Genomic DNA, 22833 nt, shown 5'->3' with positions numbered 1-22833 from the left:
GCGGATGTCATTCAGATGGGGGCTGAGCGGATGATTTCAAGGGCTTTTCCGGCTCGATCTTGAAATGCGCACGGGCGGTGGCAATGGGTGCCTGCCTGTCGCCTTGCCAGGCGGTAATGGCAACGTTGGTCACCCGGCGGCCCTGGCGCCACAGCTGGCACTGGGCATAGGTATCGCGAAAATGCCCGGCGCGCAGGTAGTCGATGGAAAAATCGATGATCTTCGGAATACTCGCGCTTTCGCTGTAGATCAGCAGGTACAGCGCGGCGGACAACTCCATGAACCCCGCTATCACGCCACCATGGATAGCGGGCAGCAACGGGTTGCCGATGTTGTCCGCACTCGCCGGCAGGCGGAACAGAAGGTCATCGCCCTGGCGCTCGCATTCGATGCCGATAAGCCCTGCGTAGGGAATCAGCGCCAGCAATGGCCGGTAATCACCGACCGCGTGGGCAGCGTTGAGTTGCTGGCGAACCGCATGCGGAATCATGCGCCGCCCTCCTTCAGGCCATTGCCGAAACGGATACCGCCCTTGATCTCCTGCCCCAGGCGCATGAACGTCCCCACCACCTGGCAGATGGGCTGGTCGGGGTTGTCCTGATAGGCTGTGCCCCGGGTGAAGATCACGTCGCGGGTAACCCGGTAGCATTGGGCGTGACCGTAGATGTCCTTGCCAGCTTCGGCCGGGTGCATGTAGTCGATGCGCAGGTCCAGCGTGGGGCACACTTCGAAGCGGGGCAGCACGCACAGCGTGGCCATGCCACAAGTGGTGTCCATCAGCGTAGTCAGCGCACCGCCATGCACGGCGCCGGTCTGGGGGTTGCCGACGATGGCTGCTGACCAGGGCAGGACCAAGGTCATGCCATCGCCATCAGCCTGCGCCACACGCATCTGCAACAGCTGGCAATGTTTTAACGCCGAGAGAAACCGCTCGGCCATTGCCATCAAGGTTGAATCGCTCATAGGCTGTTCCCGCCCGCCGCCACGCGGCGGCATGAGTTCGTTAAAAAGTCCATGTAGAACACGGCGTTATATATCTGTAATCTGCGTGGAACTTATTCCGCATAGTTGCACTCGAAGGAACAAGTCACTTATTCCACCAAGGAGAAACACACCCATGCGTAAACCTTTTGCTTTTGCTCTGATGCTGGCTGCTGCCATGGGCCTGGCCGCTTGCGATAAAGCGAGCGAAGACAAAGCCCAAGACGCACAGGAACACGCCGAGCAAGCCCAGGAAAAAATGGGCGAAGCTCAGGATAAAATGAACGACGCTGCCAAGGAAAACGCCGAAGCCGCCAAAGATCAGGCCGAAGCCGAGCAGAAGGCTGCCGAAGAAGCCGCACCGGCTACTCCGGCTCCGCAAGCCGCGCCAGCTACTCCGGCTGAACCTGCCAAACAGTAATTGTTTAAAACAAAAAAACCCGACATTGTCGGGTTTTTTTGTGCCTGAAAGTTTTCGATTAAACGTTTCAGTTGCCGACCACGGGGCTTTCCTTGACAGGCTCTGCCGGTACACTTTCGGTGGGTGTGAACACCATCACATCCAGCACATCCGAGTGGAACTCACGACGGTACAGAATAAACACGACACCCACACTCATCGCCATGAACAACCACGGGCTGATAAACCAGCTCAACATGGCCATGCCGAAGTAATAGGAACGCAAGCCCAGGTTGAACTGGTTGGCGGCAAGCGACAATACCCGTGCCGCCCGCGACGCGAACGCCTTGCGCTCCAGCTCATTGACCAGCCGTTCCCCGATCATGGGCGCCGAACCCACCAGCACCGCGGCAAAGTTGTACTGGCGCATGCACCAGCTGAACGTGAAAAAAGCGTAGACGAAGACCGTGGCCAGGCACAGCAGCTTGATCTCCGACATGCCCTGGGAGGTCTGTTGCACCAGCGGCAGGTCTGCCAGCAGCGAGAGCGCACGGTCGGAGGCACCGAGCACGGTAAGAATGCCAGCAAGGATGATCAGGGTGCTGGAGGCAAAGAACGACGCGTTGCGTTCAAGGTTGCCGATCACGCTGGCATCAGCAATGCGGTTGTCGCGCAGCAGCATGCGGCGCATCCAGTCTTCACGGTAAAGGTGCAACACGCTGGCCAGGCACGCAGTGTCGCGGCCCTTCCAGATGGCATAGCGGGTATAACCACCCCAGCACAGGGCAAACCATGCGATGGCCAGCAGGTTATTGAAGTTGCTTTGGATGAAGTTCATGCAGGGTTCCCGAAAGCGCCAGAGGCCTAGAGGATAGGGACCAGGTTTCGACGCTGGCAAGCGGCAAAAGACACAGCTGTGCAGAGAAATAGGCGTGGCTCCCACAAAGACCGCACCGGGCAAAGGGACCGCACAAAAAAGCCCCGCATCCTTCCGGATACGGGGCTTTCGAGTCTAGACCTCTGGCGAGCACCCTTCGGCTTGTGGCCGGTGCCGCCCTCAGGCTTCAACCATCAGGCCAACGCCTCGCGTGGCTTGCCGAGCATGCGGTCGCAGGCCACGGCGCCAACCAGGGTCACCACCGAAGGCACCAGCCAGGCAAGGCCTTGGTCGCTCAACGGTAAGTGCGCCATGAAGTCCGGCAGCACGTGGGCGATGCTGCTGCCCTTGATTGCATCGACCATGCCGAACAGCAACGAAACCAGCATCACCGGTGCGAGGATGCGGGTCGGCGAGTTCCACAAGTCTTTCACGAAGCTCAGGCCGACCACCACGATGCAGGGTGGGTAGATGGCGGTGAGCACCGGGATCGAGAACATGATCAGCTTGGTCAGGCCCAGGTTGGAGATCAGCAGCGAGAAGCCCGCAAGGATCACCACCAGCGCACGGTAAGACAGCGGCAGAACCTGGCTGAAGTACTCGGCACAGGCGCAGGTCAGGCCAACTGCCGTCACCAGGCAAGCCAGCGCGATGAGTACAGCGAGGAAGCCGCTGCCCAGCGAACCAAAGGTGTGCTGCACGTAGGCATGCAGTACCGCCGCACCGTTGGTGGCGTCAGCCGCGATGTCGTGGCTGCCGGCACCCAGACGGAACAGGCTGATGTACACCAGGGCCAGGCCGACACCCGCGATCAGGCCGGCGATGATGGCATAGCGGGTGATCAGCTTCGGCGACTCGACGCCGCGCGAGCGGATGGCGTTGACGATGACAATACCGAACACCAAGGCACCCAGGGTATCCATGGTCAGGTAGCCATCGGAGAAGCCCTTGGAGAACGCGGCAGCGGCATAGGCCGGCTGTGCCTCACCAATGGTGCCCGCTGGCAGCGCGAAGGCAGCAATCCCCAGCACGGCCAGGGCGATGATCTTCAGCGGTGCCAGGAAGCGGCCGACGGTGTCGAGCAGCTTGCCCGGGTACATGGACACGGCCAGCACCACGACGAAGTACACGAGGCTGTAGATGAACAGTGCCAGCGGGCTTTCACCGGTCAGCGGTGCAACGCCCACTTCGAACGACACGGTCGCCGTACGCGGGGTGGCGAACAGCGGGCCGACCGACAGGTAACACACCGCCGCCAGCAGGCCGCCGAAGAACTTGCCGATCGGGCTGCTAAGTGCATCCATGCCGCCACCGACCTTGGCCAGAGCGACCACGGTAATGACCGGCAGGCCCACGGCGGTCACCAGGAAGCCCAGTGCTGCCATCCATACGTGCGGGCCAGACTGCAGACCGACGATAGGCGGGAAGATGATATTGCCCGCGCCAACGAAAAGCGCAAACGTCATAAAGCCAAGCGCCAGGATATCCTGGCCTTTGAGAACTTTCATTTAAGGTAGTACCACACTGCTGAAATCGGGATTCGAGAGGGGATTTCCCTTTGGATGAGGGGAAATGCTGCCCGGCTTGATAGGCCAGACCCGTTTAGCGTGTCGTTCCCTTTTGGGGTACGGGCACAGAGTGAACGCGTAATGTAACTGTTTTGTCAGTCAAACGCACTGGCACAGTGCTGCTTGTCCGATGTGCGTACATGTTTGTCGTCTGTGCGACCGAGGACAGTAGGAATTATCCTCGGATTGAAACATTGGTCTGTGTGAAAAATCCTATCAAACCCATCGAAAAATCTTTTTAGCCTGCGAAGAGCCCCAAACGGGAAACCCAGGCGCATTAACGACAAAGGCCACCCGAAGGTGGCCTCTGTGCGCGTGGGGGGTGTAGCAGTATTACTTCTTGGCTTCCCAGCCAGTCAGCTCGGCCAGGGCCTTGCCGATGTCAGCCAGCGAACGCACGGTCTTCACACCAGCGTCCTGCAGGGCGGCGAACTTTTCGTCCGCAGTGCCCTTGCCGCCGGAGATGATGGCGCCAGCGTGGCCCATGCGCTTGCCCGCAGGTGCAGTAACACCGGCGATGTAGGAAACGACTGGCTTGGTCACGTGGGCCTTGATGTAGGCCGCAGCTTCTTCTTCAGCCGAACCGCCGATCTCACCGATCATGACGATCGCTTCGGTCTTCGGGTCTTCCTGGAACAGCTTCAGGATGTCGATGAAGTTGGAACCCGGGATCGGGTCACCGCCGATGCCGACGCAGGTCGACTGGCCGAAGCCGGCGTCGGTGGTCTGCTTCACAGCTTCGTAGGTCAGGGTGCCGGAACGCGAAACGATACCGACCTTGCCTGGCAGGTGAATGTGGCCTGGCATGATGCCGATCTTGCACTCGCCCGGGGTGATCACACCTGGGCAGTTAGGACCGATCAGGGTCACGCCCAGCTCGTCGCACTTGACCTTGGCATCGAGCATGTCCAGGGTAGGAATGCCTTCGGTGATGCAGACGATCAGCTTGATGCCGCCGAAGGCCGCTTCCAGGATCGAGTCTTTGCAGAACGGAGCCGGTACGTAGATGACCGAAGCGTCAGCGCCGGTAGCTTCCACGGCTTCCTTGACGGTGTTGAACACCGGCAGGCCCAGGTGGGTGGTGCCACCCTTGCCTGGGGTTACGCCGCCGACCATCTTGGTGCCGTAGGCGATGGCTTGTTCGGAGTGGAAAGTACCCTGCGAGCCGGTGAAGCCCTGGCAGATGACTTTGGTGTCTTTATTGATCAGGACGCTCATTACTTGCCCTCCGCAGCTTTGACAACTTGTTGAGCAGCGTCGGTCAGGCTGGTTGCCGCAATGATGTTCAAACCGCTTTCTGCCAGTACTTTAGCGCCCAGTTCGGCGTTGTTGCCTTCGAGGCGAACTACAACCGGAACTTTAACGCCGACTTCTTTCACCGCGCCGATGATGCCTTCGGCAATCATGTCGCAGCGAACGATGCCGCCGAAGATATTGACCAGAACGGCCGCGACATTGCTGTCGGACAGAATGATCTTGAAGGCTTCGGTAACGCGCTCTTTGGTAGCACCGCCGCCAACGTCGAGGAAGTTGGCTGGCTTGCCGCCATGCAGGTTGACGATGTCCATGGTACCCATGGCCAGGCCGGCACCGTTGACCATGCAGCCGATGTTGCCTTCCAGGGCCACGTAGTTCAGCTCGAAGCTGGCAGCGTGGGCTTCACGAGGATCGTCCTGCGACGGGTCGTGGAAGGTTTTCAGCTTAGGCTGACGGTACATGGCGTTCGCGTCGATGTTGATCTTCGCGTCCAGGCAGTGCAGGTCGCCGTCGGCCTTGATGACCAGCGGGTTGACTTCCAGCAGGGCCAGGTCGTGTTCTTTGAACAGCTTGGCCAGGCCTACGAAAATCTTGGCGAACTGTGCAACTTGCTTGCCTTCCAGACCCAGCTGGAATGCCAGTTCACGACCCTGGAACGGCTGAGCGCCGACCAGTGGATCGATAGTAGCCTTGATGATCTTCTCAGGAGTTTCGTGAGCGACTTTCTCGATGTCCACGCCACCTTCGGTGGAGGCCATGAACACGATACGGCGGCTCGAGCGATCGACTACAGCGCCCAGGTACAGCTCTTTGGCGATGTCAGTGCAGGATTCGACCAGGATCTTGGTCACTGGCTGACCGTTGGCGTCGGTCTGGTAGGTTACCAGGCGCTTGCCCAACCATTGCGCAGCGAACGCCTTGGCGTCTTCTTTGCTGCGAACCAGCTTGACGCCGCCCGCTTTACCGCGACCACCTGCGTGAACCTGGGCTTTTACAACCCACTCGGAACCGCCGATCTTGTCGCAAGCTTCTGCTGCAGCTTCAGGGGTATCGACTGCGAAACCCTTGGAAACTGGCAGGCCGTATTCAGCGAACAGCTGCTTACCCTGATACTCGTGAAGATTCATGCTTTTTACCGTCTTCGTTAGGTACTGCGCTTCGGCGCTGCGCCATTACTGGCGCCGCACCACCTGTGACCGTTGACCCCGGGTTTTCCCGTGTGATCCGGTCCGGCGGACGTTCCGCGGTGAGTCATGCACGCAAGACTCACGACGGGCTGCCCGCCGTGGTTTCTTATAATTAACGCTTCTTACGGTTGGCCACGTGAATGGCGCCGCCATTCACCGCCAGCGCTGCTTCATGCAACGCTTCGGACAGGGTTGGATGGCTGAAGACCATCATGCCCAGATCCTCGGCACTGGTGCCGAATTCCATTGCGATTGCACCCTGCTGCACCAGTTCGGCAGCCGACGGGCCAATCACGTGTACACCCAGCACGCGGTCGGTCTTGGCATCGGCGATGACCTTGACGAAACCACCGGTATCGTTGGCGGCCATCGCACGGCCGCTGGCCGCGAACGGGAAGGTGCCTACGTTAACCTCAACACCCTCGGCCTTCAAGGACTGTTCGGTCTTGCCGACCCATGCAATTTCCGGGTGGGTGTAGATAACCGACGGGATCAGGTCGTAGTTCATCTGGGCCTTGTGGCCCTTGATGCGCTCGACGACCATGATGCCCTCTTCCGAAGCCTTGTGGGCCAGCATCATGCCGCGCACCACGTCACCGATGGCGAACACGCCCGGCACGCTGGTGGCGCAATGATCGTCGACGAAGATGTAGCCGCGCTCGTCGATGGTCACGCCGCTGTCGGAAGCCAGCAGGTCGGTGGTTACAGGGCGACGGCCGACCGCAACGATCAGCTTGTCGAAGGTGATCTTCTGCTCGCCTTCGGCGTTGGTGTAGGTCACTTCAACTTCGTTGCCATTGACTTTCGAGCCGGTGACGCGAGCGCCCAGCTTGATGTCCAGGCCTTGCTTGGTCAGGGTCTTCTGGGCTTCTTTCGACACGGCAGTGTCAGCAGCCATCAGGAAGGTGTCCAGGGCTTCCAGCACGGTGACTTCAGCACCCAGGCGAGCCCATACCGAGCCCAGCTCCAGGCCGATCACGCCGGCACCGATAACGCCCAGGCGCTTCGGTACGGTCTGGAATTCCAGGGCGCCGGTGGAGTCGACGATGACGTTCTGGTCAACCGGAGCCGGCGGAATGTCGATCGGGCGCGAGCCGGAAGCCAGGATGACGTTCTCGGCTTCGATGACTTCGGTGGTGCCGTCAGCCTTGGTGACTTCGACTTTCTTGCCAGCCAGCAGCTTGCCGTGGCCCTGGATCGAAGTAACGCCGTTGGCCTTGAACAGGGTGGCAACGCCACCGGTCAGGTTCTTGACGATGCCAGCCTTGCGGCCAACCATCGCGGCGACGTCCATCTTCACTTCGCCAGTGGAGATACCGTGGACGTTGAAGCTCTCTTTGGCTTCCTTGTACTTCCAGGAGCTGTCCAGCAGCGCCTTGGACGGAATGCAACCTACGTTCAGGCAGGTGCCGCCCAGGGCCAGTTTGCCCTCGGCGTCGGTGTATTTCTCGATACAGGCAGTCTTCAGACCAAGTTGGGCAGCCTTGATGGCAGCTACATAGCCGCCAGGACCTGCACCAATCACCACTACGTCGAATTTCTGGGTCATAAAAGATTCCTTTTTAGCTTCAAGCGGCAAGCCGCAAGCCGCAAGACCAGCAGGCTTCGGCTTGAAGCTTGCGGCTTGCAGCTTACAGCTGCGCGATTAGATGTCCAGCAGCAGGCGGGACGGATCTTCCAGCAGGTTCTTGATAGTGACCAGGAAGGTTACCGCTTCCTTGCCGTCGATCAGGCGGTGATCGTACGACAGCGCCAGGTACATCATCGGGCGAATCACGACCTGGCCATTGATGGCCATCGGGCGCTGGATAATGTTGTGCATGCCCAGGATGGCGGCCTGCGGCGGGTTGACGATCGGGGTCGACATCATCGAACCGAAGGTACCACCGTTGGTGATGGTGAAGGTGCCACCGGTCATCTCTTCGATGGACAGTTTGCCGTCACGGGCCTTCTTGCCGAAGGTGGCGATGCCGTTCTCGATTTCAGCCAGGCTCATCGACTCGGCGTTACGCAGCACCGGTACCACCAGGCCACGGTCGCTGGACACGGCAACCCCGACGTCGGCGAAGCCGTGGTAGACGATGTCGTTGCCGTCGATCGAGGCGTTGACAGCCGGGAAGCGTTTCAGCGCTTCGGTAGCTGCCTTGACGAAGAACGACATGAAGCCCAGGCGCACGCCGTTGTGGGTCTTCTCGAACAGGTCCTTGTACTTCGAACGCAGGGCCATGACTTCGGTCATGTCCACTTCGTTGAAGGTGGTCAGCATCGCCATGTTGGACTGGGCTTCGACCAGACGCTCGGCGATCTTGGCACGCAGACGGGTCATCGGCACGCGCTTCTCGGTGCGGTCGCCAGCAGCGACGACAACCGGGGCAGCAGCGGCAGCAGCAGGCTTGGCAGCCGGGGCAGCGGCAGGGGCCGACTTCTTGTTGGCAACAGCAGCAACCACGTCTTCCTTGGTGATACGACCGCCTTTACCGGTACCGGCAACAGAGGCCAGGTCGATGCCGTTTTCTTCAGCCAGCTTACGCGCGGCCGGTGCAGCAACCGGGTCATCCTCGCCAGCGTCAGCGGCAGCAGCCGGAGCTGCAGCAGGCGCGGCTGCTGCGGCAGGAGCAGCCGGAGCTGCAGCAGGCGCGGCTGCTGCGGCAGGAGCAGCGGCAGCACCGCCTTCAACGATCGAACCCAGCAATTCGTCGGACAGGACAGTGTCGCCCTCACCCTTGACGATGTCGCCCAGCACGCCATCGGCAGTCGCCAGTACTTCCAGGACAACCTTGTCGGTCTCGATGTCGACGATCAGCTCGTCACGCTTGACGGCTTCGCCCGGCTTCTTGTGCCAGGTGGCAACGGTGCCATCGGCAACCGATTCCGGGAAGGTTGGGGCTTTGATCTCGATAGCCATTATCTGTGTTTCCTTAAATTCGGTTTCAGGTGCGCGAAGGCGTTAGACAGTGAAGGCGTCTTGCAGCAGTTTTTCCTGCTGTTCGGCGTGCTTCGAAGCGTAACCACAGGCGGGTGCGGCAGAAGCGTCGCGACCGGCATATTCCAGGGTCAGAGCCTTGTTGTGGCGGCCCAGGATACGGCGCATGTGGTGCTGACTGCTGTACCAGGCGCCCTGGTTCATCGGCTCTTCCTGGCACCATACGGCGTGCTTGAGGTTGCTGTATTGGGCCAGGATTTCGACCAGGTCGTCCTCCGGGAACGGGTACAGCTGCTCGAGACGCAGGATGGCGATGTCTTCGCGGCCTTCGGCACGGCGTTTTTCCAGCAGGTCGTAGTAGACCTTGCCGCTGCACAGCACCAGGCGCTCGACCTTGGCCGGATCGATTGCGTCGATTTCCGGGATCACGGTCTGGAACGAGCCTTCTGCCAGGTCTTCCAGCGTCGAAACGGCCAGTTTGTGGCGCAGCAGCGACTTCGGCGTCAGGACCACCAGCGGCTTGCGCAGCGGGCGGATGACCTGGCGACGCAGCAGGTGGTAGATCTGTGCCGGGGTAGTGGGTACGCAGACCTGGATGTTGTGCTCGGCGCACAGTTGCAGGTAACGCTCCAGACGCGCGGAGGAGTGCTCCGGGCCCTGCCCTTCGTAACCGTGTGGCAGCAGCATGGTCAGACCGCACAGGCGGCCCCACTTGTGCTCACCGCTGGTGATGAACTGGTCGATCACCACTTGCGCACCGTTGGCGAAGTCGCCGAACTGGGCTTCCCAGATCACCAGCGCGTTTGGCGTGGTGGTGGAGTAGCCGTATTCGAAGGCCAGTACCGCTTCCTCGGACAGGAACGAATCGTACAGGTCGAAACGTGGCTGGCCCGGGAACAGGTTCTGCAGCGGAATGTAGGTGCTGGCGTCCTTCTGGTTGTGCAGCACCGCGTGACGGTGCGAGAAGGTGCCACGGCCGATGTCCTGGCCGGTCATGCGGATCGGGTGACCTTCGAACTGCAGGGTGGCGTAGGCCATGGTCTCTGCATAACCCCAGTTGATCGGCAAGCCGCCGGCCTGCATCTTCTGACGGTCTTCGTAGATCTTCGACACCTGACGCTGGACCACGAAACCTTCTGGCAGCTCGAGCAGCTTGGCCGACAGGTCCTGCAGGGTCTTGAGGTCGAAACGGGTGTCGTGACGCGCGGTCCAGGCGTGACCCAGGTACGGACGCCAGTCGACGAACAGCTCGCGGTTCGGCTCCTTGACCAGGCTTTTTACCACGTGCAGGCCATTGTCCAGCGCGTTGCGGTACTCGTCGACCTTGGCCTGAGCACGCTCGGCGTCGATACGACCGGCCTGGATCAGCGCCTCGGCATACAGCTCACGGGTAGTGCGCTGCTTGCTGATCTGCTGGTACATCAGCGGCTGGGTGCCGTTCGGCTCGTCAGCCTCGTTGTGGCCACGACGACGGTAGCAGACCAGGTCGATCACTACGTCACGCTTGAACTGCATGCGGTAGTCGATGGCCAGCTGGGTAACGAACAGCACGGCTTCCGGGTCATCGCCGTTGACGTGCAGGATCGGCGCCTGGATCATCTTGGCAACGTCGGTGGCGTACTCGGTGGAGCGCGCGTCCAGCGGGTTGCTGATGGTGAAACCCACCTGGTTGTTGATCACGATGTGCACGGTACCGCCGGTCTTGAAACCGCGGGTCTGCGACATCTGGAAGGTTTCCATGACCACGCCCTGGCCGGCGAATGCGGCGTCGCCGTGGATCGAGATCGGCAGCACCTTGTCGCCAGCGGTATCGTTGCGGCGGTCCTGACGGGCGCGCACCGAACCCTCGACCACAGGCGAAACGATTTCCAGGTGGGACGGGTTGAACGCCATGGCCAGGTGAACTTCGCCACCGGTGGTCATCACGTTCGAAGAGAAGCCCTGGTGATACTTCACGTCACCGGAGCCCAGCTCGTTCATCTTCTTGCCTTCGAACTCGTCGAACAGCTCGCGCGGGTTCTTGCCGAAGGTGTTCACCAGCACGTTCAGACGGCCACGGTGGGCCATGCCGATGACGACTTCCTTGGTGCCGTACGAGCCGGAACGCTGGATCATTTCATCCAGCATCGGGATCAGGCTCTCGCCACCTTCAAGGCCGAAACGCTTGGTGCCCGGATACTTGGTACCCAGGTACTTTTCCAGGCCCTCACCGGCGGTCACGCGCTCCAGCAGGTGCGCCTGCACGTCAGCGGAAAACTCCGGACGGCCGCGTACGCTTTCCAGGCGCTGCTGGAACCAGCTGCGCTGCTCGGAATCGACGATGTGGGTGAATTCGGCGCCAATGGTGCGACAATATGTCTTCTGGAGTGCATCGAAGATGTCGCGTAGGCTCGCCTCCTCTTTGCCGATGAACAGGTCGCCGGCACGGAAGGTCGTATCAAGATCGGCATTGGTCAAGCCGTAGTGATTGATCGACAGGTCTACGGGCGCAGGGCGCTGCCACAACCCCAACGGGTCGAGCTTGGCAGCCTGATGGCCGCGCATACGATAGGCCTGGATCAGTCGCAGAACTTCAACCTGCTTCTTCTCGTGTTCACTGCTCACGCTCCCGGCGGATACCGGTTGGGCGCGGCGCTGGTTCTTTGCCAGCAGTACGAAATGGTCGCGGATTGTCGAGTGCGATACATCAGTAGCGGTGCTGCCGTCGGCTGGCAACTTCTGGAAGTAAGTGCGCCACTCTTCTGGCACAGCGTTAGGGTCGTGCAGGTAGAGTTCGTAGAGCTCTTCCACATATGCAGCGTTACCACCTGAAAGGTGGGCGCTATCCCACATGCGCTGCATCACGCTTTCTTGCATGCTTGGTCACCCTCGATTAGGGGACTGATCGGCGAGAGCCACAGCAAACCTGGAAAAGTCCGAATAAAGCGACTGAACCACGCCACTTGGATCCTGCTGATTTTCCGGGTACCAGCCCGGAAAGCCCCTGCTGGTCTCATATCTTCATAGGTATGAACGCGGGCTTTGTGGGCCCTTGTTCGGGTTTTACCTCAGTGCGGGCTCAACACCCGCACCTCGGCTTACTGCAGGTACAACAGGTTGTATCAGGTGCCGCTTTGCAGCAGCATGTTACGTACGTGACCGATTGCCTTGGTCGGGTTCAGACCTTTCGGGCAAACGTTTACGCAGTTCATGATCCCGCGGCAGCGGAATACGCTGAACGGGTCATCCAGGGACGCCAGGCGCTCCTGAGTCTTGGTGTCACGGCTGTCGGCCAGGAAGCGGTAGGCCTGCAACAGTGCGGCGGGGCCCAGGAACTTGTCCGGGTTCCACCAGAACGACGGGCAGGAGGTCGAGCAGCAAGCGCACAGGATGCACTCGTACAGACCGTCCAGCTTGTCACGCTCTTCAGGCGACTGCAGGCGCTCGATGGCCGGGGCCGGCGTGTCGTTCTGCAGGAATGGCTTCACCTTCTCGTACTGCTTGTAGAAGATGCTCATATCGACCACCAGGTCACGAATGACCGGCAGGCCTGGCAGCGGGCGCAGAACCAGCTTGTTGCCTTTGACCACACCCGACAGCGGGGTGATGCAGGCCAGGCCGTTCTTGCCGTTCATGTTCATGCCATCGGAACCGCACACGCCTTCACGGCAGGAGCGACGGTACGAGAAACCCTCGTCCTTTTCCTTGATCAGCGCCAATACATCGAGAACCATCAGGTCCTTGCCACCGGTATCGACGTCGAACGACTCCATCTTGGGCGCCGAGTCGGTGTCGGGGTTGTAACGATAAACTTCGACTTTCAACATAGCAGCCACCCTTAGTAAGTCCGGATTTTTGGCTCGAAGGCCGGTACGGTCTTCGGCGCAAAGTTGACGCCACGCTTGGCAACGCGCTTCTCACCCGGGTAGTACAGGGTGTGGCACAGCCAGTTTTCGTCGTCACGGTCTTCGAAGTCTTCACGGGCGTGAGCGCCGCGGGACTCTTTACGGGCTTCGGCCGCGATGGCGGTAGCTTCGGCGACTTCCAGCAGGTTCTGCAGCTCCAGCGCTTCGATACGCGCGGTGTTGAAGGCCTGGGACTTGTCGTTGATCTTGACGTTGGCGATGCGGTCACGCAGGCCGGCCAGCTGCTCGATACCCTTCAGCATGTATTCGCCAGTACGGAATACACCGAAGTAGTTCTGCATGCAGCTCTGCAGCTCGCGCTTGAGGCTGGCAACGTCTTCGCCAGTGGAGCGCTCGTTGAGCTTGTTCAGGCGGTTCAGGGCAACTTCGATGTCGGTGTCGCTGGCGTCGAGGTGCTCGATACCATCGCTCAGCGCCTTCTCCAGGTGCAGACCGGCTGCACGGCCGAACACCACCAGGTCGAGCAGCGAGTTGCCGCCCAGGCGGTTGGCACCGTGAACCGATACGCACGCCACTTCACCTACGGCGAACAGGCCAGGGATGATGTGATCCTTGCCTTCTTCGTCCATGGTGATGGCCTGGCCATGGATGTTGGTGGCAACGCCACCCATCATGTAGTGGCAGGTCGGAACGACCGGCACCGGCGCGACGACCGGGTCGACGTGGGCGAAGGTCTTGGACAGCTCGCAGATACCTGGCAGGCGGCTGTGCAGCACTTCCTCGCCCAAGTGGTCCAGCTTCAGCAGTACGTGGTCCTTGTTCGGGCCCACGCCGTTGCCGGCGATGATTTCCTTGACCATGGAACGGGCAACCACGTCGCGGCCGGCCAGGTCTTTCGCGTTCGGCGCGTAACGCTCCATGAAGCGCTCGCCGTGGGCGTTGATCAGGTAGCCACCCTCACCGCGGCAGCCTTCGGTGACCAGTACACCGGCGCCGGCGATGCCGGTCGGGTGGAACTGCCACATCTCGATGTCCTGCACCGGTACACCGGCACGCAGGGCCATACCGATACCGTCACCGGTATTGATCAGGGCGTTGGTGGTGGAGGCGTAGATACGGCCTGCACCGCCAGTGGCCAGAACGGTGGCCTTGGACTTGATGTACATGGTTTCGCCGGTTTCGATGCAGATCGCGATCACACCGACAAAAGCGCCTTCCTGGTTCTTTACCAGATCAACGGCGTAGTACTCGTTGAGGAAGGTGGTACCGGCTTTCAGGTTGCCCTGGTACAGGGTGTGCAGCAGCGCGTGACCGGTACGGTCGGAAGCGGCACAAGTACGGGCGGCCTGGCCACCTTTACCGAAGTCCTTGGACTGGCCACCGAACGGACGCTGGTAGATACGGCCGGTTTCGGTACGCGAGAACGGCAGGCCCATGTGGTCCAGTTCGAAGACCGCAGCCGGGCCTTCCTGACACATGTATTCGATAGCGTCCTGGTCACCGATGTAGTCGGAACCTTTGACGGTATCGTACATGTGCCAGCGCCAGTCGTCGTTCGGGTCAGCCGAAGCGATGGCGCAGGTGATGCCGCCCTGGGCGGATACAGTGTGCGAGCGGGTCGGGAAGACCTTGGTGACTACGGCAGTCTTGTGGCCGCCTTGAGCCAGTTGCAGCGCAGCACGCATGCCGGCGCCGCCGCCACCGATGATGATGGCGTCGAATGAGATGGTTGGAATGCTAGCCATGGATCAGATACCCCAGAGAATCTGCACACCCCAGACGAAGTAAGCGAACATCGCAACGCCGCATACCGCCTGGAACAGGAAACGAATCGCAGTTGCCGACTTGCCGAACGACATAGGCGTCAGGTAGTCGGTTGCAATGGTCCACATGCCGACCCAGGCGTGAGCGCCCAGGGCAACGAGGGCCAGCAGACTGAAGATCCGCATCGCGTTGTTGGAGAACAGACCATGCCACTGGGTGTAGTCGATGCCTGGGTGGGCGACCACGTAGCCGATCAGGAAGAGGAAGTAAGCCGCGAGAACGACCGCGGAGACGCGTTGCGCCATCCAGTCATAGAGGCCCGAACGCGACAGGTTCGTGACATTGGTTACCATACCCAAACTCCCACCAGAACGATCAGCACCACGGAGATGACAATCACGATTTTCGAGCCCAGCTTGCCGCCTTCCAGCGTCTCACCGATGCCCATGTCCATGATCAGGTGGCGTACACCTGCCACGAGGTGATAAAGCAGGGCGGACAACAGGCCCCAGGTCACGAATTTGGCCAGCGGGCTGGTCAGACACGCCTTCACCTCACCGAAGCCTTCCTCGGAGCCCAACGATTTGCCCAGTGCATAAAGCATGATGGCAAGGCCGATGAACAGGATGACGCCGGAGATACGGTGCAGAATGGACGTGTATGCAGTGACAGGGAGCTTGATGGTCCTTAGGTCTAGGTTTACAGGTCGTTGGCTTTTCACGGCTTTTTTCACACTGAAGAGCCCCTAGCGAATCAGGGCAAAGTTGTTGGTAAGTGTACTGGTCAGGTACCCACCACCCAGGGAACGGCGACCCCCAGCAGTTCGGGCTTGCAAGCCCCTGGCGGTCGGGTGCCGAGTATAGACAGTTAGGCTGCTTATGACAACGTGACGGGGTAGCCCAAATAGCGCATTGCCTTTAACGAACAAAAGGCGTAAATGGGCGAGAATTTCGGGAAAAATCAGGCTTGAATGCCTGATTCAACAAGCCTTTAGGCAAATTGACATCTGAATTTATCCCTCTATAGTGGTGCGGGCCCTGCGTGGGGGGTCTGTCTGATGATTTCAAGCATTAATAGGAGGCCACATGGCTGACAAAAAAGCGCAGTTGGTCATCGAGGGCGCTGCCCCCGTCGAGCTGCCCATTTTAACCGGCACCGTTGGTCCTGATGTAATCGACGTCCGCGGGTTAGGGGCCACTGGTCACTTCACCTTCGACCCCGGTTTCATGGCGACCGCCTCGTGCGAGTCGAAGATCACCTATATTGACGGCGACAAAGGTATCCTGCTGCACCGCGGCTACCCGATCGAGCAACTCGCCGAACAGTCCGACTACCTCGAAACGTGCTACCTGCTGCTCAACGGCGAACTGCCGAATGCCGAGCAGAAGGCCCAGTTCGTCAGCACCGTCAAGAACCACACCATGGTTCACGAGCAGCTGAAGTCCTTCTTCAACGGCTTCCGCCGCGACGCTCACCCGATGGCGGTGATGTGTGGCGTAGTCGGCGCCCTGTCGGCGTTCTATCACGACTCCCTGGACATCAATAACCCGCAACACCGCGAAATTTCCGCGGTGCGCCTGGTCGCCAAGATGCCGACCCTGGCCGCGATGGTTTACAAGTACTCCATGGGCCAGCCGATGATGTACCCGCGCAACGACCTGTCGTACGCGGAAAACTTCCTGCACATGATGTTCAACACCCCGTGCGAGATCAAACCGATCAGCCCGGTGCTGGCCAAGGCAATGGACCGGATCTTCATCCTCCATGCCGACCACGAGCAAAATGCCTCCACCTCTACCGTTCGCCTGGCCGGCTCGTCGGGTGCCAACCCGTTCGCCTGTATCGCCGCCGGTATCGCCGCACTGTGGGGCCCGGCCCATGGCGGTGCGAACGAAGCCGTACTGACCATGCTCGATGAAATCGGCGATGTCTCGAACATCGACACCTTCATCGCCAAGGCCAAGGACAAGAACGACCCGTTCAAGCTGATGGGCTTCGGTCACCGCGTGTACAAGAACCGCGACCCGCGTGCTACCGTCATGAAGCAGACCTGCGACGAAGTCCTGCGCGAGCTGGGCATCAAGAACGACCCGCAGCTGGAACTGGCCATGCGCCTCGAAGAGATCGCCCTGACCGATCCGTACTTCATCGAGCGCTCGCTGTACCCGAACGTCGACTTCTACTCGGGGATCATCCTCAAGGCGATCGGCATTCCGACCAGCATGTTCACCGTGATCTTCGCCCTGGCACGTACTGTCGGCTGGATCTCGCACTGGAAAGAAATGCTCTCCAGCCCGTACAAGATCGGCCGTCCGCGCCAGCTGTACACCGGCGAGCAAAAACGCGATATCACTGCACTGAAAGACCGCAAGTAAGCTTTTCTAGCCGAACGCAAAAGGCTGCCCTCGGGCAGCCTTTTTTCTTCCAGGTCCTGGTGGCCGCAGTTCGACCCTTGCGGGAGCGGCCTTGCGTTAAACCTCAGTTTTTCTCAGCCCGCTCCCGCAGCCCTTTCAGGGTATTGAACGGCGCGTCCACCACGAACTTGTTGGCCACCATCGCCGGCACGCTACCCCCCGGCTCGGTGTGCACCTGGTAGGTCACTTCCGTGCTGTCGCCCTTGGGTACCAGCTTCCAGAAGCCCTCAACCTTGGCCACCCGCACATAGCCCTTCTCTTCCGGCAGATAGGTCGGCTCTTCCTTCAGGTTACGCACCAGGCTGCCGTCCGCTCCCTTGACAGTGGTCACGTGCAGAATCGAATCTCGCGGCGTTACCGGCCAAGGGGTATTGAACTGGGTGTAGGTCCAGCTCTGATCACCTTCGTGCTTGAGCAGCTTCTGCGACTTGCACTCATGAATCCATGCGCAGGCCCCGGCCACGTCTTCCTGCAACGCCTGCACCTTGGCCAGCGGCGCCTTGATTACGGTGACGCCCTGATAAGCCTTGTACTTGGACCCGGCCACTTCACTGAGGGATACCTTGATGCCCTCCTCGTCCTTGGCCACCTGCCAGTTTTCGGCCCAGGCCGCAGGCGACAGCAGAACACCCACGCCACACAGCAGTGCAATTCGCTTGAACGATCTCATCATGTTTATCCTTGTTGTCGAAGATCCAGCCTGTCACGCCGCCGTCATCTGCTCCCACCAGCCAAGAATCCTGATTGCCTCATCACGGTCACTGCCGCACACCTCGACATCTGCCTTGAAGCCGCCACATACCGCCGGCCGCTCGGGCTTGCCGAACAGGTCGCACAGGTTGGCAGCCGTCAGGTGCAGGCAGCGCTCACCAGCCGGCTTGCCATTGGGCATGCGCGGCATCGCAGACGTGATGGACGGGGCGATGCAGCAAGCACCACAGCCTTCACGGCAGTTCATGGCTATTCACCAAAATCAGGACTCCCTGGAACAAAACGGGACGAACGTCCCTGGATAGTAACCGCTCAAACAGGCGTTTGAAATTGCTGGCACGATGAAATCTGCCGTGACCCGGCAGTCAGTTCCCGGCTACTGCCGATACTCGAAATCGATCGCCGCCCCCTCCACGTCATGACGGCTGTCATTACGCAACTGCAGCTGCATTTCGTTATTGATAAGCCGGCCATTGAGCTGGAACGGGCTGTCATTGGTTTCGGGCTTTTCGGTGAACATCGGCGGCAGCAAAGGTTTGCGCCGCTGGATGGGCGACGGGGTACCCACATCCGGCTCAAGGGTATTGACCATATCGACTGGCAGGCTGAGGTCCAGCTTTGCCTTGGGCAGTGGTTTGGCAACCGCTTTACTGACGGGTTTGTGCGCCTTGGTCTTGCTGTTGCCGGTTTTTTTCACCACCTGCTTCGGCGCGGGCTTGGCTGCCACTTTTTTTTGCACGGGCTTGCTCTGGGCTGCCTGCGCCTGTTGCGCCGGCTGCGCAGCCAAGGTTGGACCGCCCGGGTAGCAGAGCGGTGCAAGACACAAGATCAGGGCAAAACGGCGCAAAGCATTCATGGCAAATGGACAGATTGGCAAGAAAGGTGCGTATGCTCCATGTTCCACAAGCGCCTGGCAAGCCTTACAAAAGTGTGAGCGCAGGCTCTCTGCACAACTGCTGAGCCAGCAAACCCAGCGTCATCACTGCCCGCTCGGCCTCCTTGTTCCACGGGATGCCGCAATTAAGGCGAATGCAGTGATTGAACTGTTCTGTGTTACTGAATATTAACCCCGGCGCAATGCTGATGCCCTGCTCCAGCGCCCGCACATGCAGTTCCTGGGTATTGACCCGCCCGGGCAAGCTTATCCAGAGGATGAAACCGCCCGTCGGCCGAGTCATCTGGGTACCCTCCGGGAAGTGCTGCTGCACCGCCAACTGGTAGGCGCTGAGGTTCTTGCGATACTCCTGGCGTATGTAACGCAGGTGCCGGTCGTAGCCGCCATTTTCCAGGTAGGCCGCCACGCCCATCTGCGTCACGCTGCAGGCCGAATGAGTGGTGAAGGTCTGCAGGCGCTGTATCTCGTCCTGATAGCGCCCGGCGATCATCCAGCCAACGCGCACACCAGGGGACAAGGTTTTGGAGAAACTTGAACAGTAGATCACCCGGTCCAGCCGGTCGAATGCCTTCAGCGCCTTGGTCTTGCCTTGCTCGAACATCAACTCGCCATAGATGTCGTCCTCGACGATCTGGATGTCGAAGTCCGACGCCAGGCGCAGCAACTGCTTCTGCCGCTCTTCAGGAACAGTGCCGCCCAACGGGTTGCTCAGGCGGGCGGTCAGCACCAGGGCCTTGATCGACCACTGGTTGGCCGCCAGTTGCAAGGCTTCAAGGCTGATGCCGGTGGACGGGTCACTGGGGATTTCGATCACTTTCAGGCCCAGCAGGTCGGCCAGTTGCAGCAAGCCGTAATACGTCGGCGACTCGGCCGCAATCAGATCGCCCGGGCGGGTCAGCACGCGCAATGACATTTGCAGGGCATCGACGCAGCCATGGGTCACGATCACTTCACGGGGGTCGACCAGCACGCCAGCATCGCGCATGCGAATGGCGATCTGCCGGCGCAACGGCTCAAAGCCGGGGCTGAACATGTAGCTGAACGCGCGCGGGCTGTGAAAGCGGGTGACCTTGGCAATTTGCTGATGCAGGGCACGGACCGGCAGGTAGTCGACATGCGGCACCGCAGCACCAAACGGGAACACGCCATCACGGCGCGCCTCGGTCAGCACTTGCTGGATGATGCTGGCGCGGGTGACCAGACCGGGGCGCTCCACCCGGGCAATGTCCGGCGTTTGCGCAGTCAGGGCCGGCGTCTGGTGCACGTAGTAGCCCGACTGCGGCCGCGCGCGGATAAGCCCTTGGTCTTCGAGGTTGGCATAAGCCTGCAGCACCGTGGCATGGCTGACATTGAGCTGGGCACTCATCTTGCGCACGGAGGGTACACGCTCGCCTGGCTGGTAGACACCGCGACGGATGTCATCGGCCAGTTGCTGGGCGATACGCTGGTACAGCAGCAGGTTGGTCATGGCGGCAGGCTCGTTGTTCTTGTGCGGCTCAGTGACGGTAGAGGATACCGTAACAGTTGCAAAGTGTACTGGGACAGAATGCAACATAGTCGACAATACAACAGCGTGACAGCTATCGAAACGACTAAGCCGACAAAAAGCGGGGCTGCCTGGCGGCCCCCCGGCAATCCAGCCTCCTTTCAACAAAAACATGGCTTTTGATCTGGCAGGGACCTTGTGGGAGCGGGCTTGCCCCGCGAACACCGGAAAAGCCGGTGCCATGCACCGCGCGGCCCCCTTCGCGGGACAAGCCCGCTCCCACAATGACGCCTGACACGCATTCCCAGTGGGAGCTGTAACTCAGCGCGCCGGCGCGAGCTTGCCTTTGTCGTCGGAGAAGACGATCTCCACCCGGCGGTTCTGCGCCCTGCCCCGCTCAGAGGCATTGGCCTCGATCGGGTACTGGTCGCCATAGCCCTCGACCTGCAGGCGCTTTTCGTCGATGCCAAGGTCCACCAGCATGTCGGCCACGGCCTGCGCCCGGTCGCGGGACAGGTTCAGGTTGTCCTCGGCGGCGCCAGTGCTGTCGGTATAACCCTCGATACGCACCACCCGTCGCGGGTTCAGCTGAAGGAACTGCACCAGTTTGAGTACGGTACGGCTGGCCGAGTTTTTCAGGTCGGCACGCCCAGTATCGAACAGCACGTCACCCAGGGTCATCACCAGGCCACGGTCGGCTTGCTCCGAAGCCAGCGCCGCGATCTGCGACTCGACCCACTTGCCCTGCTGCTGCACGCTGGCCAGCTTGGCCTCGCGCAAAGCCAGCTGCAGGCGCTGACGCTCGAGGTCAAGCTTGGCCTGGCGCTCCTGGTTCAGCGCCAGCTTGGCATGCTCACTGGCAATCTCGCTGTAACGCTGGCTCAGGTAAGCGTAATGACGCACATCGGAACCGGTGCCGATGTAGCTGGACAGGCGCTCGGCACGGGCCAGCGACTCGCCCGCGCGGATCACGTCACGCGGCGCACTGCGCAGCACATCGGAATCATCCTTGACCTTGGCGAAAGTGGCACTGGCTTCCTCCAGCGCTGCAGAGCTGCGTTGGCTGGCGCAACCTTGCAAGGCTGCTGCCAGCGCCAGCAACGCCAACGCGGCCAATGGCGTACGGCGGATCATGGCTGCACCTCCAGCTGCTTGCGCAAGCGCTTGACCCGCGACTGCAGCAGCTGCAACTGCTCTTCGCTCTTCTGGTTCAGCACCTGGGCCTCGGCCAGGCGAGCATCCAGTTCGGCCTGCTCGGCGCGCATGCGCGCATCGCGGTAATCTTCGGTCAGCATGTTGGTCTTGGCCCGGGCCAGCTTGTCTTCAGCCATCTTCAGCGTCTCGACCTGCTCGGTGGCACCTACGGCCCTGGCCTGCTCCAGTGCCTGTTCGGAAATGCGCATCTGCTCGTCAGGGGCCGGATCATTGGCGCAGCCAGCCAGGCCGAGCACGGCCAAGGCAAGGATTAGTGGTTGGGTTCTCACGCAATCTTCCTAGTGTTTGGGGGCGTCCGCCGGCACCTGCAATTGCGCTTTCCAGCGCTCGACATTTCGTTGCAGGACGGCCTCGGACGCACCGGAGATCGGCAATTCTGTCAGTTTTTTTGCCAATTGCCCACGCAACCAGCTGTCATTGCATGCCGAGTTGTGGGAAAGGGCCAAATACAGACCTGGCCGGTCCACCGGCAGGCCGCGGGCGATCAGGTCATTGTTCATGCCCAGGCTCTGGGCCATGGCCATGCCCGAATAGCGGCCGGCGAGCACATAATCCACTTGGCCAAGCACCAGCTTCTGGAATGCCTGGGTCAGGTTCTGCGCCGGCACCAGCTTCAGCTGGGCCTTGGCAAACGCGGTAAAGGCCGGGGTCAGGCGCGCGCGTTCGGACAAGCTGCCCTGGTATTTGGCCAGGTCCGCCGGGCCATCGAACGTCAACTCGGCGTCATGGCGTGTCCACACCAGGTATTCGTTGAGCTGAAGGGGTGGGTGGATGTAGTCCAGCGCGGTGAGCTGTTCGACCTGCATGGGTGTATCGAGCAGCAGGTCCATACGCCCGCTGCGCACCTCTTCCAGGGCCTGGTCGCGACGGCCGGCATTCAGCACCTCCACCTTCACGCCCAGCTCGCCAGCCACCTGGCGCAACAGGTCCACGTTGGCACCGATCAAATGTTTCGGGTCTTTCGGGTCCTGCCAAGAGTAGGGCGGCGCATCGGGGCTGCCGGTTGCCACCAGGCGCTCACACTTGCCTGCTGCCATGGCCAGCGGCGACGCCAACGCCGCCATGCATACCAGCGCCCTGCCCGTTCCGCGCAACGTCATCCCTCACTCCTCAACCCATAAAAAAACCCGACCCTCAATGCGAGGGCCGGGTTCTTTATAAGTGAAGCAGGCGGATCAGACCAGCTTTTCCAGCTCCGGAACCGCTTCGAACAAGTCAGCGACCAAGCCGTAATCGGCCACCTGGAAGATCGGCGCTTCTTCGTCCTTGTTGATCGCAACGATCACTTTGGAGTCTTTCATGCCGGCCAG

At 60.6% G+C, this 22833-nt stretch carries 22 protein-coding genes and 1 pseudogene; 2 read left to right on the top strand and 21 right to left on the bottom strand.

Annotated elements, in window-relative coordinates; translation table 11 throughout:
* Positions 1-7 precede the first annotated feature (7 nt).
* Together LU684_RS13655 and LU684_RS13650 are read right to left on the bottom strand one after the other, a co-directional pair.
* Complete coding sequence (locus LU684_RS13655; protein ID WP_016488273.1) at positions 8-490, bottom strand: PaaI family thioesterase; 483 nt, start codon at positions 488-490, stop codon at positions 8-10.
* A complete protein-coding gene (locus LU684_RS13650) occupies positions 487-963 on the bottom strand; it encodes a PaaI family thioesterase (protein WP_016488274.1) in 477 nt (158 codons plus the stop codon). Before LU684_RS13650 ends, LU684_RS13655 begins: the two co-directional genes overlap by 4 nt.
* A gap of 154 nt (positions 964-1117) precedes the next feature.
* Between LU684_RS13650 and LU684_RS13645 the strand changes: the two genes are divergently transcribed.
* Positions 1118-1402, top strand: a complete 285-nt coding sequence (locus LU684_RS13645) for a hypothetical protein (protein ID WP_016488275.1) — start codon at positions 1118-1120, stop codon at positions 1400-1402.
* A gap of 67 nt (positions 1403-1469) precedes the next feature.
* On the opposite strand, the gene LU684_RS13640 is transcribed toward LU684_RS13645, so the two are convergent.
* From LU684_RS13640 to sdhC, 11 genes are all read right to left on the bottom strand, one after another.
* A complete protein-coding gene (locus LU684_RS13640) occupies positions 1470-2219 on the bottom strand; it encodes a DUF599 domain-containing protein (protein ID WP_060516951.1) in 750 nt (249 codons plus the stop codon).
* 233 nt (positions 2220-2452) lie between these two features.
* Positions 2453-3766, bottom strand: coding sequence for a branched-chain amino acid transport system II carrier protein (gene brnQ, locus LU684_RS13635; protein WP_016488277.1), 1314 nt, complete (start codon positions 3764-3766; stop codon positions 2453-2455).
* A 393-nt stretch (positions 3767-4159) separates the two neighbouring features.
* On the bottom strand, positions 4160-5044 hold the full coding sequence (gene sucD / locus LU684_RS13630) for a succinate--CoA ligase subunit alpha (protein ID WP_003254203.1): 885 nt from the start codon (positions 5042-5044) through the stop codon (positions 4160-4162).
* The gene (gene sucC, locus LU684_RS13625) at positions 5044-6210 is read right to left on the bottom strand and encodes an ADP-forming succinate--CoA ligase subunit beta (RefSeq protein WP_008091914.1); all 1167 of its coding nucleotides are present in this window, start codon (positions 6208-6210) and stop codon (positions 5044-5046) included. Before sucC ends, sucD begins: the two co-directional genes overlap by 1 nt.
* A 172-nt stretch (positions 6211-6382) precedes the next feature.
* The gene (gene lpdA, locus LU684_RS13620) at positions 6383-7819 is read right to left on the bottom strand and encodes a dihydrolipoyl dehydrogenase (protein ID WP_016488278.1); all 1437 of its coding nucleotides are present in this window, start codon (positions 7817-7819) and stop codon (positions 6383-6385) included.
* Between the two features lie 96 nt (positions 7820-7915).
* Positions 7916-9175, bottom strand: coding sequence for a 2-oxoglutarate dehydrogenase complex dihydrolipoyllysine-residue succinyltransferase (odhB, locus tag LU684_RS13615; protein ID WP_232894733.1), 1260 nt, complete (start codon positions 9173-9175; stop codon positions 7916-7918).
* A 42-nt stretch (positions 9176-9217) separates the two neighbouring features.
* Positions 9218-12049: a 2-oxoglutarate dehydrogenase E1 component gene (locus LU684_RS13610; protein ID WP_016488280.1), complete on the bottom strand. Its 2832-nt coding sequence runs from the start codon at positions 12047-12049 to the stop codon at positions 9218-9220.
* Between the two features lie 245 nt (positions 12050-12294).
* Positions 12295-12999, bottom strand: a complete 705-nt coding sequence (locus LU684_RS13605; RefSeq protein ID WP_008091906.1) for a succinate dehydrogenase iron-sulfur subunit — start codon at positions 12997-12999, stop codon at positions 12295-12297.
* Positions 13000-13010: 11 nt separating this feature from the next.
* A complete protein-coding gene (gene sdhA / locus LU684_RS13600; protein WP_016488281.1) occupies positions 13011-14783 on the bottom strand; it encodes a succinate dehydrogenase flavoprotein subunit in 1773 nt (590 codons plus the stop codon).
* Positions 14784-14786: 3 nt separating this feature from the next.
* On the bottom strand, positions 14787-15155 hold the full coding sequence (gene sdhD / locus LU684_RS13595) for a succinate dehydrogenase, hydrophobic membrane anchor protein (protein WP_003254214.1): 369 nt from the start codon (positions 15153-15155) through the stop codon (positions 14787-14789).
* Entirely contained in the window at positions 15149-15535 is a 387-nt protein-coding gene (gene sdhC / locus LU684_RS13590; RefSeq protein ID WP_008091902.1) for a succinate dehydrogenase, cytochrome b556 subunit, read from the bottom strand. Before sdhC ends, sdhD begins: the two co-directional genes overlap by 7 nt.
* 352 nt (positions 15536-15887) lie before the next feature.
* Here sdhC and gltA point away from each other — a divergent pair, with 352 nt between their 5' ends.
* A complete protein-coding gene (gene gltA / locus LU684_RS13585) occupies positions 15888-17177 on the top strand; it encodes a citrate synthase (RefSeq protein ID WP_016488282.1) in 1290 nt (429 codons plus the stop codon).
* A gap of 103 nt (positions 17178-17280) precedes the next feature.
* Here the strand turns inward: gltA and LU684_RS13580 are convergent, their stop codons facing one another.
* From LU684_RS13580 to LU684_RS13545, 8 genes and pseudogenes are all read right to left on the bottom strand, one after another.
* The gene (locus tag LU684_RS13580) at positions 17281-17886 is read right to left on the bottom strand and encodes an START domain-containing protein (RefSeq protein ID WP_031312010.1); all 606 of its coding nucleotides are present in this window, start codon (positions 17884-17886) and stop codon (positions 17281-17283) included.
* A 33-nt stretch (positions 17887-17919) separates the two neighbouring features.
* Entirely contained in the window at positions 17920-18174 is a 255-nt protein-coding gene (locus LU684_RS13575; protein WP_009684718.1) for a YkgJ family cysteine cluster protein, read from the bottom strand.
* 129 nt (positions 18175-18303) lie between these two features.
* Positions 18304-18783: a hypothetical protein gene (locus LU684_RS13570; protein ID WP_095115700.1), complete on the bottom strand. Its 480-nt coding sequence runs from the start codon at positions 18781-18783 to the stop codon at positions 18304-18306.
* 64 nt (positions 18784-18847) lie between these two features.
* Positions 18848-20290 (bottom strand): aminotransferase-like domain-containing protein, encoded by a 1443-nt coding sequence (locus tag LU684_RS13565; RefSeq protein WP_016488285.1) that lies wholly within the window; start codon positions 20288-20290, stop codon positions 18848-18850.
* A 339-nt stretch (positions 20291-20629) separates the two neighbouring features.
* Positions 20630-21442, bottom strand: a complete 813-nt coding sequence (locus tag LU684_RS13560) for an OmpA family protein (RefSeq protein WP_016488286.1) — start codon at positions 21440-21442, stop codon at positions 20630-20632.
* The gene (locus LU684_RS13555; RefSeq protein ID WP_016488287.1) at positions 21439-21792 is read right to left on the bottom strand and encodes a DUF4398 domain-containing protein; all 354 of its coding nucleotides are present in this window, start codon (positions 21790-21792) and stop codon (positions 21439-21441) included. Before LU684_RS13555 ends, LU684_RS13560 begins: the two co-directional genes overlap by 4 nt.
* A 9-nt stretch (positions 21793-21801) precedes the next feature.
* A complete protein-coding gene (locus tag LU684_RS13550) occupies positions 21802-22623 on the bottom strand; it encodes a substrate-binding periplasmic protein (protein ID WP_023048067.1) in 822 nt (273 codons plus the stop codon).
* A 75-nt stretch (positions 22624-22698) separates the two neighbouring features.
* Positions 22699-22833 (bottom strand): annotated as a pseudogene (locus LU684_RS13545) (hypothetical protein); the annotation flags it as partial.

It is taken from the genome of Pseudomonas sp. NMI542_15 (genome assembly GCF_021283425.1).
GTDB lineage: Bacteria > Pseudomonadota > Gammaproteobacteria > Pseudomonadales > Pseudomonadaceae > Aquipseudomonas > Aquipseudomonas fortuita.
Note: the sequence above shows the minus strand (reverse complement) of the source record. Positions and strands in the feature narration are given on the sequence as shown.

What these genes read in the sequence shown, in the direction of transcription:
- brnQ (WP_016488277.1), bottom strand. Translation starts at nt 3,766, where the DNA reads ATGAAAGTTCTCAAAGGCCAGGATATCCTGGCGCTTGGCTTTATGACG.
- LU684_RS13580 (WP_031312010.1), bottom strand. Translation starts at nt 17,886, where the DNA reads ATGAGATCGTTCAAGCGAATTGCACTGCTGTGTGGCGTGGGTGTTCTG.
- sdhA (WP_016488281.1), bottom strand. Translation starts at nt 14,783, where the DNA reads ATGGCTAGCATTCCAACCATCTCATTCGACGCCATCATCATCGGTGGC.
- sucD (WP_003254203.1), bottom strand. Translation starts at nt 5,044, where the DNA reads ATGAGCGTCCTGATCAATAAAGACACCAAAGTCATCTGCCAGGGCTTC.
- gltA (WP_016488282.1), top strand. Translation starts at nt 15,888, where the DNA reads ATGGCTGACAAAAAAGCGCAGTTGGTCATCGAGGGCGCTGCCCCCGTC.
- LU684_RS13610 (WP_016488280.1), bottom strand. Translation starts at nt 12,049, where the DNA reads ATGCAAGAAAGCGTGATGCAGCGCATGTGGGATAGCGCCCACCTTTCA.
- LU684_RS13550 (WP_023048067.1), bottom strand. Translation starts at nt 22,623, where the DNA reads ATGACGTTGCGCGGAACGGGCAGGGCGCTGGTATGCATGGCGGCGTTG.
- LU684_RS13570 (WP_095115700.1), bottom strand. Translation starts at nt 18,783, where the DNA reads ATGAATGCTTTGCGCCGTTTTGCCCTGATCTTGTGTCTTGCACCGCTC.
- LU684_RS13640 (WP_060516951.1), bottom strand. Translation starts at nt 2,219, where the DNA reads ATGAACTTCATCCAAAGCAACTTCAATAACCTGCTGGCCATCGCATGG.
- LU684_RS13560 (WP_016488286.1), bottom strand. Translation starts at nt 21,442, where the DNA reads ATGATCCGCCGTACGCCATTGGCCGCGTTGGCGTTGCTGGCGCTGGCA.
- LU684_RS13565 (WP_016488285.1), bottom strand. Translation starts at nt 20,290, where the DNA reads ATGACCAACCTGCTGCTGTACCAGCGTATCGCCCAGCAACTGGCCGAT.
- LU684_RS13605 (WP_008091906.1), bottom strand. Translation starts at nt 12,999, where the DNA reads ATGTTGAAAGTCGAAGTTTATCGTTACAACCCCGACACCGACTCGGCG.
- sdhD (WP_003254214.1), bottom strand. Translation starts at nt 15,155, where the DNA reads ATGGTAACCAATGTCACGAACCTGTCGCGTTCGGGCCTCTATGACTGG.
- lpdA (WP_016488278.1), bottom strand. Translation starts at nt 7,819, where the DNA reads ATGACCCAGAAATTCGACGTAGTGGTGATTGGTGCAGGTCCTGGCGGC.
- odhB (WP_232894733.1), bottom strand. Translation starts at nt 9,175, where the DNA reads ATGGCTATCGAGATCAAAGCCCCAACCTTCCCGGAATCGGTTGCCGAT.
- LU684_RS13575 (WP_009684718.1), bottom strand. Translation starts at nt 18,174, where the DNA reads ATGAACTGCCGTGAAGGCTGTGGTGCTTGCTGCATCGCCCCGTCCATC.
- LU684_RS13650 (WP_016488274.1), bottom strand. Translation starts at nt 963, where the DNA reads ATGAGCGATTCAACCTTGATGGCAATGGCCGAGCGGTTTCTCTCGGCG.
- LU684_RS13645 (WP_016488275.1), top strand. Translation starts at nt 1,118, where the DNA reads ATGCGTAAACCTTTTGCTTTTGCTCTGATGCTGGCTGCTGCCATGGGC.
- sucC (WP_008091914.1), bottom strand. Translation starts at nt 6,210, where the DNA reads ATGAATCTTCACGAGTATCAGGGTAAGCAGCTGTTCGCTGAATACGGC.
- LU684_RS13655 (WP_016488273.1), bottom strand. Translation starts at nt 490, where the DNA reads ATGATTCCGCATGCGGTTCGCCAGCAACTCAACGCTGCCCACGCGGTC.